This is a genomic window from Xenophilus sp. Marseille-Q4582, from assembly GCF_916700565.1.
Lineage (GTDB): Bacteria > Pseudomonadota > Gammaproteobacteria > Burkholderiales > Burkholderiaceae_C > Xenophilus.
In genome coordinates this window covers 432,166-445,050 of the sequence record NZ_CAKAKO010000006.1, presented here as the reverse complement: position 1 = coordinate 445,050, position 12,885 = coordinate 432,166, and the positions used below count along the sequence as shown (strand labels likewise).

General features: G+C 71.2%; 14 protein-coding genes. 7 read left to right on the top strand and 7 right to left on the bottom strand.

Going from position 1 to position 12,885, the window contains the following annotated elements; all coding sequences use genetic code 11:
* Positions 1 to 109 precede the first annotated feature (109 nt).
* Positions 110 to 790: a Fe2+-dependent dioxygenase gene (locus tag LG388_RS22290; RefSeq protein ID WP_225784756.1), complete on the top strand. Its 681-nt coding sequence runs from the start codon at positions 110 to 112 to the stop codon at positions 788 to 790.
* A gap of 198 nt (positions 791 to 988) precedes the next feature.
* Here the strand turns inward: LG388_RS22290 and LG388_RS22285 are convergent, their stop codons facing one another.
* From LG388_RS22285 to LG388_RS22260, 6 genes are all read right to left on the bottom strand, one after another.
* On the bottom strand, positions 989 to 1,924 hold the full coding sequence (locus LG388_RS22285; RefSeq protein WP_225784755.1) for a class I SAM-dependent methyltransferase: 936 nt from the start codon (positions 1,922 to 1,924) through the stop codon (positions 989 to 991).
* A gap of 33 nt (positions 1,925 to 1,957) precedes the next feature.
* Positions 1,958 to 2,437, bottom strand: coding sequence for a DUF2269 domain-containing protein (locus LG388_RS22280; RefSeq protein ID WP_225784754.1), 480 nt, complete (start codon positions 2,435 to 2,437; stop codon positions 1,958 to 1,960).
* On the bottom strand, positions 2,434 to 2,847 hold the full coding sequence (locus tag LG388_RS22275; RefSeq protein ID WP_225784753.1) for a DoxX-like family protein: 414 nt from the start codon (positions 2,845 to 2,847) through the stop codon (positions 2,434 to 2,436). The genes LG388_RS22280 and LG388_RS22275 overlap by 4 nt, the downstream gene beginning before the upstream one ends.
* A complete protein-coding gene (locus tag LG388_RS22270) occupies positions 2,844 to 3,734 on the bottom strand; it encodes an NAD-dependent epimerase/dehydratase family protein (RefSeq protein WP_225784752.1) in 891 nt (296 codons plus the stop codon). The genes LG388_RS22275 and LG388_RS22270 overlap by 4 nt, the downstream gene beginning before the upstream one ends.
* Complete coding sequence (locus LG388_RS22265) at positions 3,734 to 4,216, bottom strand: thiol-disulfide oxidoreductase DCC family protein (protein WP_225784751.1); 483 nt, start codon at positions 4,214 to 4,216, stop codon at positions 3,734 to 3,736. The genes LG388_RS22270 and LG388_RS22265 overlap by 1 nt, the downstream gene beginning before the upstream one ends.
* A 66-nt stretch (positions 4,217 to 4,282) precedes the next feature.
* A complete protein-coding gene (locus LG388_RS22260) occupies positions 4,283 to 4,867 on the bottom strand; it encodes a GbsR/MarR family transcriptional regulator (protein WP_225784750.1) in 585 nt (194 codons plus the stop codon).
* A 218-nt stretch (positions 4,868 to 5,085) separates the two neighbouring features.
* Between LG388_RS22260 and aroC the strand changes: the two genes are divergently transcribed.
* The 4 genes from aroC to LG388_RS22240 all read left to right on the top strand — a co-directional run bounded on the left by aroC (position 5,086) and on the right by LG388_RS22240 (position 9,240).
* Positions 5,086 to 6,225: a chorismate synthase gene (gene aroC, locus LG388_RS22255; protein WP_225784749.1), complete on the top strand. Its 1,140-nt coding sequence runs from the start codon at positions 5,086 to 5,088 to the stop codon at positions 6,223 to 6,225.
* Positions 6,222 to 7,424 carry an MFS transporter gene (locus tag LG388_RS22250; RefSeq protein WP_225784748.1) on the top strand — a complete coding sequence of 401 codons (1,203 nt, stop codon included), beginning with the start codon at positions 6,222 to 6,224 and terminating at the stop codon, positions 7,422 to 7,424. Before aroC ends, LG388_RS22250 begins: the two co-directional genes overlap by 4 nt.
* A gap of 66 nt (positions 7,425 to 7,490) precedes the next feature.
* Positions 7,491 to 8,516, top strand: a complete 1,026-nt coding sequence (locus LG388_RS22245; RefSeq protein ID WP_225784747.1) for an aldo/keto reductase — start codon at positions 7,491 to 7,493, stop codon at positions 8,514 to 8,516.
* 34 nt (positions 8,517 to 8,550) lie between these two features.
* Positions 8,551 to 9,240 (top strand): DsbA family oxidoreductase, encoded by a 690-nt coding sequence (locus tag LG388_RS22240; protein ID WP_225784746.1) that lies wholly within the window; start codon positions 8,551 to 8,553, stop codon positions 9,238 to 9,240.
* 24 nt (positions 9,241 to 9,264) lie between these two features.
* Here LG388_RS22240 and opgC read toward each other — a convergent pair whose 3' ends face one another.
* A complete protein-coding gene (opgC, locus tag LG388_RS22235) occupies positions 9,265 to 10,446 on the bottom strand; it encodes an OpgC domain-containing protein (RefSeq protein WP_225784745.1) in 1,182 nt (393 codons plus the stop codon).
* Between the two features lie 151 nt (positions 10,447 to 10,597).
* Here opgC and LG388_RS22230 point away from each other — a divergent pair, with 151 nt between their 5' ends.
* Complete coding sequence (locus tag LG388_RS22230; protein ID WP_225784744.1) at positions 10,598 to 11,650, top strand: nitronate monooxygenase family protein; 1,053 nt, start codon at positions 10,598 to 10,600, stop codon at positions 11,648 to 11,650.
* A gap of 51 nt (positions 11,651 to 11,701) precedes the next feature.
* Positions 11,702 to 12,814, top strand: a complete 1,113-nt coding sequence (locus tag LG388_RS22225; RefSeq protein ID WP_225784743.1) for a mandelate racemase/muconate lactonizing enzyme family protein — start codon at positions 11,702 to 11,704, stop codon at positions 12,812 to 12,814.
* Positions 12,815 to 12,885: the final 71 nt, after the last annotated feature.

Below are 12,885 nucleotides of genomic sequence, written 5' to 3'. Positions count from 1 at the left end.
TTCGAGCCGGGGCTTCTTTCGTTCGGGCCGCCCGCAGACGAAGGGAGCGGCGCCCCGCTGCGCGCGCCCGCCGTGGCGCGGGGCAGTTTCTTGCATGGAGTGAACTTCGATGATGCTGCATGTGCCGCAGGTGCTGACCGTCGAGGAGGTGGCGCGCGTGCGCACGCAGCTCGACGCGCAGCCCTGGGTCGACGGCCGGATCACCGTGGGCGCGCAGGGCGCCCAGGTCAAGAACAACCGGCAGATCGACGAGCATTCGCCGGTGGGGCGCGCCATCGGCGAGCAGATCGTGGCGCGCCTGATGAAGCACCCCCTGTTCTTCTCGGCCGCGCTGCCGCTGCGCATCGTGCCGCCGCTGTTCAACCGCTACGGCGTGGGCGAGACCTACGGCTTGCACGTGGACGGCTCGGTGCGCACGGTGCCGGGCACGCAGCAGCAACTGCGCACCGACCTGTCGTGCACGCTCTTCCTGTGCGAGCCCGAGGAATACGACGGCGGCGAGCTGGAGGTGGTGGACACCTACGGCAGCCACGAGGCGAAGCTGCCGGCCGGCGACCTGCTGCTCTACCCGGCCAGCAGCCTGCACCGGGTGCATCCTGTCACGCGCGGCGAGCGCGTGTGTTCCTTCTTCTGGGTGCAGAGCCTGGTGCGCAGCGACGCGCAGCGCGCCCTGTTGTTCGACATGGACCAGAGCATCCAGAAGCTGCGTGCGCGCCTCGGCGACGTCGAGGAGACGCTGTCGCTGACGAGCAATTACCACAACCTGCTGCGCATGTGGTCGCAGGTGTGAGCGGCCCCGACCGACCTGTCGGCCGGGCACGGCCCGCCGGTGACGCTGAACGGGGGGCTGGAAGCCCGGCGCCCCCTTCATCCCATCGCCTCGCGCACGCGCACGCCGGCGCCTTCCTCGGGCCGCAGCTCGGTCACGCCGTGCACGGGCATGGGCACGCCACCGGGGCAGGCGGGGCGGCCTGGCGGCTTTCGTCGCTCATCGGGGCTCCTTGTCGCGGCACCGCACGGCCGTGACCCTGCCGTAGGCGAAATCGCGCCAGAACATGCCGAGGGCCAGCGCGCAGTAGCTGGCCAGGATGTGCTTGCGCCGCCAGGGGCTCAGGCGGCCGCGGGCCTTCCACAACTCGGCGATGGCGAAGCGCGTGGCCAGGAAGGGCACGTGCAGCGCGCTGGGCGCGATGCGCCAGCGCAGCGAGCGGAACTGCACCTGCTCGAAGCCTTCGGCGCGCAGGGCGGCCAGCAGGTCGTCGCGCCGCGCCAGCGTGGGCACGGCCCAGCTGTCGGCCCACAGGCGGTGCAGCCAGCCGGCGACGCGGCCGGGCCGCTCGCGCAGCAGGAAGCCGTCGACCACCACCAGCCGCGCGCCGGGCTTGAGCAGCCGCGCGGCCTCGCGGCAGAAGGCGCGCTTGTCGAAGCCGGGCGCGTAGCAGGCGCTTTCCACCGCATACGCGCCGTCGGCCTGCGCGGCCGGCAGGCCGGTGCGCGTGAAGTCGGCCTCCAGGTGCACGGCGCGGTCGGCCACGCCAGCCTGGGCGTCCAGCGCGTGGGCGATGCCGTTCTGCACGGCGACATTGGTCACCGTGACGGCATGCAGATTCGGCCAGCGGCGAAGCAGCGAGCGGGTGGTGGCGCCGGCGCCGCAGCCCAGGTCCACCACGCAGGCGGCGGCCGACAAGTCCAGTTGCAGCGCGTCGCCCACCACCTGGTTCATGGCGTCCAGCATGGGCTCGCGGCGCATCGGATTCAGCCCCAGGCGCCAGTGGCCGAAGTGCATGTTGTAGGCCGGGCTCCAGGCGTGGTAGTCGTGCGCCACTTCGGTGAAGTAGGCCTGCGTGTCGCGCGGCGTGATCGCCGGGCCAGCGGCCTTCGGAGCAGGGGCGGCGCCCGGCAGCTTCAGGGATGAATGGGTCACGAGACAGCTCCTTTCACAGATGAGGGTCGTGCGTCATTGCGCCCACAACGCGGGCTTGTTCACCATGAGCGCATAGATGGCCAGCATGGCGACGAAGGCCGGGTAACCCAGCGCTTCCCAGAGGCGGGCGTAGCGCCGGTAGTCGCCGGGCAGGGCCTGGCCGCGGGCGGCGGCGTCCTCGGCCATGCGAGCCATGCGCACCTGCAGCCACAGCACGGGCAGCCAGCAGGCGCCGGCCAGCCCATACAGGCCCAGGGACAGCGCAAGCCAGGGCGTGGCCAGCGTCCAGCCCGCCAGGTGCATCAGCAGCAGGCCGCTAAGCGGCTGCACGAGGGCGGCCGGCGTGGTGAACCACAGGTCGGCGCGCACCACCAGCCGGCTGACCACGGCCTGCGCCTGCACGTTGTCGCTGCGGTTGGCGAAGAAGAGGTAGAAGGCCGAGCCGAAGCCGGTGCCCACCAGCAGCACGCTGGAGAGGATGTGCACGGTCTTGAGCAGCAGGTAGGTGTTCATGCATGTCTCCCGGGTGGCTGAGCGGGCTGCGTGCGCATCAGATGCAGCAGCGCGGCCGCGATCGGCAGATTCTTGAGCAGCGGCCCGAGCGGATGCAGCCACAGCGCGGGTTGCAGCACGGTGGCCGCCACGGTCATCACGGCCATCAGGCCCAGGGCCGCGGAGCCGCTGGCGCGGCCGGGGCGCCAGGCCAGCCACAGGCCGACGAGCAGGTCCGCCGCGCTGCCGCCTGCGATCAGCACGGCCTGCCAGCGCGGGTCGTGCAGGCCGGCGTCGGCCAGCAGCTGCACGCTCTGGCCGCGCAACTCCAGTGCGCTGACGGCGGCCGTGCCCAGCCAGACGGTGACCAAGCTGGCGTGCAGCCAGCGGTCGGCCGCAGCCACGGGGGTGTAGGCGAGGGCACGGGTCATGCGGCCTGGGTCCGTGCGTCATGGCCGCGCAGCGTGGCAAGCAGGGCGCCGGGCGGGCAGGGCGCACGGCCCAGCAGAGCGGCCAGGGCGCCGGGCGCGGCGACGTTGTCGGTGGCCAGCAGCGCCAGCGTTTCGCTGCACCAGGGCGAGACCGGTACCGCATCGCCCACGCGCGCGCTCAGCCGGGTCAGCCAGCCGGGCAGCGGCAGCGTGCGGGCCGGCGCCGCGCCGCGCTGCGCACGCAGGCTGGCGATGAAGTCGGCCAGGGTCAGGGCCTCGGGTCCGCCCAGTTCCATGAGGCCGCGGCGCGCGGGCTGCGCAATCAGCTGCGCCACGGCTTCGGCCAGCTCGGCCACGGCCAGCGGCTGCACGCGCGCCCGCAGCACCGGCCGCGGCAGCAGCAGCACGGGTAGCTGCGACAGGCCCACGAAGAGCTGGCTGCTGGCGCCGCCGGGGCCGAAGACCAGGCTGGGCCGCAGCACCAGGCCGTCGAGCCGGCCGGCCTGGTTCAGCCGCAGCAGGTGTTCGTCGGCGGCGCGCTTGGTGCGGGCGTAGCGGGTGGGGTTGGCCTCGATGCCCAAGGCGGAGATGTGCAGCACGCGGCGCACGCCGGCTTCGGCGCAGGCGTCGAAAAGCGCCTGCGGCACGGCTTCGTGCACGGCGGCCATGGGCGCGCGAGCCGAATCGCGCAGCACGCCGACGGCGTTGACCACGGCATCGATGCCGGCCAGGTGCGCACGCCAGTCGGCGGCGCGGGTGGCGCGGGCGAAGTCCAGGGCCGGCCTGCTGCGGCGGCTGCGTGCCACCATCTCGTGGCCGGCCGCCTGCAGGGCGAGGGCGATGGGGCGGCCGATGAAGCCGCTGGCGCCGCACAGCAGGATGCGCATCACCGGCCTCCTTCCGTGGGGCCCGCGGGCCGGGTGCAGGCGCCACCGTGGCAGGCCGCGCTGCGTTGCTGTGCACGCTCGGCGGCGCGGCGGCTGGCGCGCTCGAACAGGGGCTCGATCAGCCAGGCGGGCAGGCGGTAGCGGTTTCGCACCAGCACCGGGTAGGCGCGGGCGGCCCACTGGCGCACGCCGGGCAGGCCGAGCAGGGCGCTCAGGCCGTCCAGCCCGACGGCGGCGTAGGCCACGCGGAAGGTCGGCACGCCGACATAGACCTGCCCGGCGGCATCCACTGCGTGAATGGCGTCCATCAACGCCGCGCGCGGGGCCGGGCCGTGGGTGAAGCCTTCGGGCGAGCAGTCCACGAAGCGCAGGCGGCCGGCATGGTCGCGCGTCTGCAGGTTGCGGATCTCGGCCGAGCACAGGCGGCAACTGCCGTCGTAGTACAGCGTGAGCGGGTAGACGGGGATGGGCAAGGCTTGCATGACGTGTCTTCCGAAATTTCAGTCAAAACAGAAATAATCAGGCAAGAAAAAGGGGGCGCCATTCCCTCAGATCATCGGCAGGCTAGCATGGTGCGCGTCGTCGCCCTTGTCACCGGCGGGCGTGGCCGGGCCGCCGCGCACGAAGCGCTGCACGCTGGCGCCCAGGCTCAGCACCTTGTCCAGCGTGCCGGGCGACAGGCGCAGCATCTCGTCGGCCCAGCTGCCCAGCTTCTGCATCAGCTCCATCGTGGCGCGGATGCGGTCCTGCGCATCGGGCGCCTCGCGCGCGAAGTCGGGGCTGGCCACGATCTCCTGCAGCAGGCGGGTGGTGGGGTCGAACTCGCGTTCCTTGCGCTCGCGGATCACGGTGCGGAACAGTTCCCACACGTCCACGCTGGTCTCGAAGTAGTCGCGGCGGTCGCCCAGCACATGGGTCACGCGCACCAGGTTCCAGGACTGCAGTTCCTTGAGGCTGTTGCTCACGTTGGAGCGCGCGACGTTCAGCGTCTCGGACAGCGCCTCGGCATGCAGGGGCTTGCCGTGCACAAAGAGCAGGGCATGGATCTGCGAGACCGTGCGGTTCACGCCCCACAGCGAGCCCATCTCGCCCCAGTGCAGGACGAACTTGCGTTGCAGATCGGTGAGTTCCATGCGTTGCAGTGTATGACTTCCGATATTTCTGTCAACACGGAAATTTCGTCTCGAAGTGCCGAGTGCTCGAGGCACAGCGGGCCTTGCTCGGCCAGCGGCCCGGCCATCCGGCCTTTGTACGGATAATCCGGCGGCATGAGCGCCGTGCAGTTTCCCCCCCTGTTCCGTGCCGCCCCCGACGGCGGTTTCGTCCACGATCCAGCGCGGGGACCGGCGGCATGAGCGGCAACACCTTCGGCCAGCTGTTCGCCGTCACCAATTTCGGGGAATCGCACGGCCCGGCCATCGGCTGCGTCATCGACGGCTGCCCGCCCGGCCTGGCGCTGAGCGAAGCCGACATCCAGCCCGACCTGGATCGCCGCCGTCCCGGCACCAGCCGCCACGTCACGCAGCGCAACGAGCCCGATGCCGTGCAGATCCTGAGCGGCGTGTACGAAGGGCGCACCACGGGCACGCCGATCGCGCTGCTGATCCAGAACACCGACCAGCGCAGCAAGGACTACGGCAGCATCGCCCAGCAGTTCCGCCCCGGCCATGCGGACTACACGTACTGGAAGAAGTACGGCATCCGCGACCCGCGCGGCGGCGGGCGTTCGTCCGCCCGTCTCACGGCGCCCATGGTGGCGGCCGGCGCGGTGGCCAAGAAATGGCTGTTCGAGCAGTACGGCACCACCTTCCGCGGCTGCATGACGCAGATCGGCGAGCTCGAGATTCCCTTCTCGTCCTGGGACTACGTGAGCCAGAACCCCTTTTTCGCGCCCATCGCCGACGTGGGCCCGCTGGAGTCGTACATGGACGCGCTGCGCAAGGCCGGCGATTCCTGCGGCGCGCGCCTGCGCGTCACGGCTTTGGGCGTGCCGGCGGGCCTGGGCGAGCCGCTGTTCGACAGGCTCGACGCCGACATCGCCTACGCCATGATGGGCATCAACGCCGTCAAGGGCGTGGAGATCGGCGCGGGCTTCGCCAGCGTGTCGCAGCGCGGCACCACGCATGGCGACTCGATCACGCCCGGGGGCTTCCTCACCAACAACGCGGGCGGCGTGCTCGGCGGCATCAGCACCGGGCAGGACCTGGAAGTGAGCATCGCCATCAAGCCCACCAGCTCCATCATCAGCCCGCGCCAGTCGGTGGACGTGAACAACCAGCCGGTCGAGGTGGTCACCAAGGGCCGCCACGACCCCTGCGTGGGCATCCGCGCCACGCCCATCGCCGAGGCCATGCTGGCGCTGGTGGTGATGGAACACGCCCTGCGCCAGCGCGCGCAGTGCGGTGACGTGGGCGACGGCCTCGCGCGCCAGCGCGCCGCCGCGGCAGGCACTTCGGCCGCCTCCGAGGGCCCGCAGTCCTCCTTCCTGTGAGCGGCCCCGGGCCTGCTCCGGCCACGGCGCCCGCCACGCGCGGCTCGCTGCTGGCCTTCGCGGGCCTGTCGGCCAGCTATTTCGCGCACATCGGCTTTCTCAACCCCTACCTGCCGCTGTGGCTGCAGAGCCTGGGGCTGCCGCTGATCACCATCAGCCTGCTGACCTCGGTGCAGTCGCTCACGCGCGTGTTCGCGCCCTATGCCTGGGGCGCGCTCAGCGACCACCTGGGCGACCGGGTGCTGCTGCTGCGCATCAGCGCGGCGGTGGCGCTGGTCGCCTCGCTGGGCCTGTTCTGGAACGGCGGGCCGTGGTGGATCTTCCTCGTGCTGCTCGTGATGTTCATCCACACGGGCTCGATGATGTCGCTGACCGAGGCGGCGCTGGCCCAGCTGGTGGCCGGCGACTGGGGCCGCTATGGCCGCATCCGCATGTGCGGCTCGGCCGGTTTCCTCGTCACGGTGTTCGTGGCCGGCGTCTGGTTCGACCGCTTCGGCATGGGCCATTTCCCGGCCACCGCCCTGCTCACGCTGGGCCTGCTGCTGCTGGCGACGCTGCGCCTGCCCGCGATGCGCGAGCCGCGTGGTGCGCACAGCGGCCCGCGCGAGCCGGTGATGCCGGTGCTGCGCCAGCCGGCGGTGCGCTGGTTCTTCGCCTCGCTCTTCTTCCACGTCACGGCGCATTTCTCCGTCTACGGCTTCGTGTCGCTGTACCTCGATGCCCTGGGCTACAGCAAGGGCACCATCGGCTTGCTGTGGGCGGTGTCGGTTGTGGCCGAAGTGCTGTGGTTCTGGCTGCAGGGCCATGTGATCGGCCGGCTGCGCATGCCGCAATGGCTGCTGCTGTGCGGCGTGGCGGCGGTCCTGCGCCTGGGGCTGACGGCGGGGATGGCGCACTGGCTCTGGGCCGTGGTGCTCGCGCAGCTGCTGCATGCGCTGAGCTTCGCGGCCCATCACACCACCTGCGTGGCGCTGGTGTCGCGCCATTTCACGGGCCAGCTCAGAGGCCGTGGCCAGGCACTGTTTACCGTGATCGGCTATGGTTTCGGCGGTGTGATCGGCGTGCTGGCCGGCGGCGCCGCGGCGCAGCGCTTCGGCTTCGCCGCGATGTTCGGCGCCGCCACGGCGCTGGCCGCCATCGGCAGCCTGTGCGCCTGGCGCGTGCAGCGGCTGGAGCGGCCGGCGGCGCGGCATCGATGAGCCGCCGTCCAGCCGCCTGGGCTGCTGCCGGTCGACGCCATCCCTTCCGCTGTTCGGAGCAAACACATGAAGTACGTGAAGCTGGGCCGCACCGGCCTGACCGTCTCGCGCATCGCGCTGGGCATGATGACCTACGGCACGCCGAACTGGCGGCCCTGGGTGCTGGAAGAGGCGCCTTCGCGCGCGGTGGTGCGGCATGCGGTGGAGCAGGGCATCAACTTCTTCGACACGGCCGACATGTACTCGGCCGGCGAGTCCGAGGTGCTGACCGGGAAGTTCGTGCGCGAGTTCTGCCGCCGCGAAGAGGTGGTGATCGCCACCAAGGCCTACTACCCGGTGTCCCTGGACTTCAAGGGCGGCAACAGCGCGGCCGCCAAGCCCGACCGCGTGCCCAATGCCGACGGCCTGTCGCGCAAGCGCCTGTTCCATGCGGTGGACGAGTCGCTCAGGCGCCTGGGCACCGACTACATCGACCTCTGGCAGATCCATCGGCTGGACCACGACACACCCATCGAGGAGACGATGGAGGCGCTGCACGACATCGTCAAGAGCGGCAAGGTGCGCTACATCGGCGCCTCCAGCATGTTCGCCTGGCAGTTCGCCAAGGCGCAACAGGTGGCCAAGGAGAACCGCTGGACGCGCTTCGTCGCCATGCAGAACCACTACAACCTGGTCTACCGCGAGGAAGAGCGCGAGATGATCCCGCTGTGCCAGGATCAGGGCGTGGGCCTGATCCCCTGGAGCCCGCTGGCGCGCGGCTTCCTGGCCGGCAACCGCAAGGCGGACGATGCGAAGGCTGGCGAGACCCGACGTGCGCAGACCGACGACATCGCGCAGAAGTACTACTACGCCGACAGCGACTTCGCCGTGGTGCAGGCGCTGACCGGACTGGCGCAGGCGCGCGGCCTGAGCAATGCCACGCTGGCCTATGCCTGGCTGCTGCACAAGGGCATCACCGGCCCCATCGTGGGCGCGAGCAAGACCTGGCAGATCGACGAGGCCGTGGCGGCGCTGGACGTGGCGCTGAGCGCCGATGAGATCGCGAAGCTGGAAGCGCCGTACCGGCCGCATCCCATCCTGGGCCATGTCTGAAGGCTGGCTCCTTCACCCCACACCGGAGAGATTCATGAGCACCCCGCAGACCCCTGCCACCCTTCGCATCGACTTCGTTTCCGATGTGTCCTGCCCCTGGTGCGCCGTGGGCCTGGCCTCACTGCAGACCGCGCTGGAACGTGTGGCGCCCGCCATCACGGTCGACCTGCACTTCCAGCCCTTCGAGTTGAACCCGCAGATGGCGCCCGAGGGTGAAGATTCCATCGAACACCTGCAGCGCAAGTACGGCATCAGCGAGGAGCAGGTGCGCGCCAATGGCGAGGCGCTGCGCCAGCGCGGCGAGGCGGTGGGCTTTCCCTTCAACCTGGCCGTGCGCAAGCGCGTGTGGAACACCTTCGACGCGCACCGCCTGCTGCACTGGGCCGGCACGGTGGGCGCGGCGCAGCAACTGGCGCTCAAGAAGGCGCTGTTCAGCGCCTATTTCATCGAAGGCCTGAGCCCCGCGGATCACGCGGTGCTGCTGAACAAAGCCGAGGAAGCCGGCCTGGACGGGGGGCGCGCCCGGCAGATCCTGGACAGCGATGAATTCGCCGAGCAAGTGCGGCAGGACGAAGCGATGTTCACGCAGGCCGGCATCCATTCGGTGCCGGCCATCATCATCAACCGCCAACACCTCATTTCGGGCGGGCAGCCGCCCGAGGTCTTCGAGCGGGCGCTGCGCCAGATCGCCGGCGCCCAGCCGCCGGCCGTGATGACCGCCTGAGCGGCCGGCCTCACGCCGGACGGTTCAGCGTGCCGCCGCCCAGGGCGCGGGCGGCGCTGGCGGTCCGGCCCGGCCCGAGGCGGGCGGGCGGCGCTCCATGCGCAGCACCGCCCAGGCCACCGCATAGAGCGAGAGAAAGACCGCGCTCATCAGCAGCACGTCGCCCCACCAGGGCCGGGCCTGCGTGTCGCCGCCCCAGGCGAGCAGCACCAGCAGCACCACCACCAAGTGGGCGCAGAACACGGGCAGGGAGGCGCGGCCCAGCGTTTCGAGCGCACGCGGCCGGGGCAGGCGCCGCGCGAGCGCCGGGCCGTAGTGCACGGCGACGATGCCGATGGCCGCCAGGTCCAGCAGGCGCAGCGGGCCCAGGCGCCACTTGTCGAACAGCAGGTTCATCGACTGCCAGTCGCCGAAGGGCGCCTGGCCCGTCGGCCCCAGATGGCGCCACAGGAGAACGAAGGTGGCGATGCCCAAGGCCCCGCGCGCGAGACGGGGCGTGATTGGCAGCGGCTTCGCATCCGGCGCCTCGCGCCCCGCGCCCAGCGCCAGCCCGACCACCCACAGCAGCTGCCAGGCGAAGGTGTCGAAGGAGCCGGTCTCGTCGAAAGGCACCGGCAGGCGCAGCAGACCGCGCGCCTGCTCGTAGATCCATGGCGTGAAGCCGAACTGCGCCAGGGCCCACAGCAGCGCGCTCGCCGCCAGCGGCCCCCGCCATCCCCGCGCCATGCCCCAGGCCATCACCCAGGGACTCAGCAGCATGAACAGGATGTACAGCGGCAGGATGTCCAGCAGCGCCGGCTGGTAGACCAGCAGCAGCGAATAGACGAAGCCTTCGCGCGGATGGGTGAGGTAGAAGCCCAGCAGCTTGTGCACCACCGGGTTCTCGATGCGCAGGCTCAGCGCCGTGATCACCGTGAACAGGAAGAGCAGCGTCGCCGCCTGGCACATGTAGACGGTGAGGGCCCGGCGCCAGAAGGCGCGCCGCATGGCCGCGGGGCCCGCGCGGTGGCCGATGCGCGCGTACACGAGCCCGGAGACGAAGGCCGACAGCAGCACGAAGCCTTCGGCCGCCGACACGAAGCCGAAGGGCTGCCCGACCGGATCGGTCAGGCGGCTGGGCACGTGCGTGATGGTCATCAGCACCAGCATGAGCCCGCGAAGCGCGTCGATCTCCCACAGCCGGGTGGAGGGGGACGAGGAAGTCATCGTGCCCGACTGTGCGCGGTGCGGTGGCGCGGCCCCTGTCGTCCAAGGCCTTGTTTACATGGCGATGCAGGCGCCGCACCGCCTGCCGACAATGGGGCGGCCCGGGCGTCCCGTGCACGCTTTCAGGGCCCATTCGATGAAGGACCGCGTCATGACGAACGAACTGTGCACCCTGCTGGGTGTGAAGCTGCCCCTGATCCAGGCCCCGATGGCCGGCGTGCAGGGCAGCCGGCTGGCCATTGCCGTCGGGCAAACGGGCGCACTGGGCTCGCTGCCCTGCGCCATGCTGGCCCCCGATGCGTTGCGCGCCGAACTGGAAGCGCTGCGCGCCGGCCTGGGCGAGCTGCCCTGGAACCTCAACTTCTTCTGCCACGTGCCGCCGGTGCCCGATGCGGGCCGCGAGGCGGGCTGGCGCGCCGCCCTGGCGCCGTACTACGCCGAACATGGCATCGACGCCGCGAGCATCCCGGCCGGACCGGGCCGCCACCCCTTCAGCGCCGAGATCGCGGATCTGATCGAGCCCTTCCGCCCGCCCGTGCTCAGCTTCCACTTCGGCTTGCCCGAGGCCGGCCTGCTGCGCCGCGTGAAGGCCTGGGGCGCGCGCGTGCTGGCCTCGGCCACCACGGTGGAGGAGGGCCTGTGGCTGCAGGCGCACGGAGCGGACGCCGTGATCGCGCAGGGCCTGGAGGCTGGCGGCCACCGTGGCCATTTCCTGTCGCACGACCTGACGCGCCAGCTGGGCGTGTTCGCGCTCGTGCCTCAGCTCGCCGCGGCGCTGCGCGTGCCCGTCATCGCGGCGGGCGGCATCGCCGACGCCCAGGGCGTGACCGCGGCGCTGGCGCTGGGCGCCGCGGGCGTGCAGGTGGGCACGGCCTTCATGCTGTGCGACGAGGCCACGACCAGCCCCCTGCATCGCGCCGCGCTGCAAAGCGAAGCGGCGCGCCACACGGCCCTGACCACGCTGTTCACGGGCCGGCCGGCACGCGGCATCGTCAACCGCGTGATGCGCGAGCTGGGGCCGCTGAACCCGGCCGCGCCCGAGTTTCCGCTGGCCACTGCGGCCATCGCGCCGCTGCGCGCCAAGGCCGAAGCCGCCGGCAGCGGCGACTTCACCTCGATGTGGGCGGGGCAGAATGCCTCGGGCTGCCAACCGCAGCCGGCGGCGCAGCTGGTGCATGCGCTGGCCGCGGGTTTCCCGCGCTGACGCCGCGCGAAGGCCGCAGGCGCCCCAAAGAACGAGAAAGGAGACAACACCATGCAGATCACCCGGGTCACCCCCTTCATCCTGCACGTGCCCGTCACGGGTTCGCAGATCGCCGACAGCACGCACAGCATCACCCACTGGGGTGTGGTGGGCGCGAAGATCGACACGGCCGACGGCCTGTCGGGCTATGGCTTCACCGGCACGCATGCACATCTGCCCAGCGACCAGCTCATCACGCGCTGCATCGAGACCTGCCATGCGCCGCTTTTGATCGGCGAAGACGCCCATGATGTGCATCGCCTGTGGCGCAAGCTCGCGAGAGACCCGGCGCTGCAGTGGATCGGCCGCGCGGGCATCACCACGCTGTCGCTCGCGGCCATCGACGTGGCGCTGTGGGACCTGAAGGCCAAGGCCGCGGGCGTGCCGCTGTGCAAGCTCCTGGGCGGCCAGGTGCGCGAGAAGGTGCGGGCCTACAACACCGACATCGGCTGGCTCAGCATCGCCGACGGCCAACTGGTCGAAGGCGCGCGCCGCGCCGTGGACCAGGGCTTCACGGGCATCAAGATCAAGGTCGGCTCCACGGTGGAGCGCGACCTGCGCCGCCTGGCCGCCGTGCGCGAGGCCATCGGCCCCGACGTGACGCTGGCCGTCGACGGCAATGGCAAGTGGGACCTGGCGAGCTGCCTGCGCTTCTGCCGCGGCGCGGCGCCCTTCGACGTCTTCTGGTTCGAGGAGCCGCTGTGGCACGACGACGTCAAAGGCCATGCGCAGCTGGCGCGCAGCACGCACATCCCGGTCGCGCTGGGCGAGCAGCTCTACACCGCCGACGCCTTCAGCGAGTTCTTTGCGCAGCAGGCGATTCACTGGGTGCAGCCGGATTGCACGCGCATGGGCGGGCTCACGGAGGTGCTGCAGGTCTGCGAGGCCGCCCATGCCTTCCGCCTGCCCGTGGCGCCCCACGCCGGCGACATGAGCCAGGTGCACGTGCATCTGAGCTACGCCCATCCGGCCTGCGAGGTGCTGGAATACATCCCCTGGATCAAGGACTGCTTCACCGATCCGGCCGAGGTGGTGGACGGCCACTTCCGGCTGCCGCAGCGGCCCGGCGCCGGCACCACGCCCACGGACGCGGCCTGGTCGCGCTACCGGCAGCCGACGGCATAGAAGGGTGCCACCCGGCCGAGCCGGGTGCAGATGCGCCACGTGAACATGAGCGCGAGATTGCGGCCTCGCGC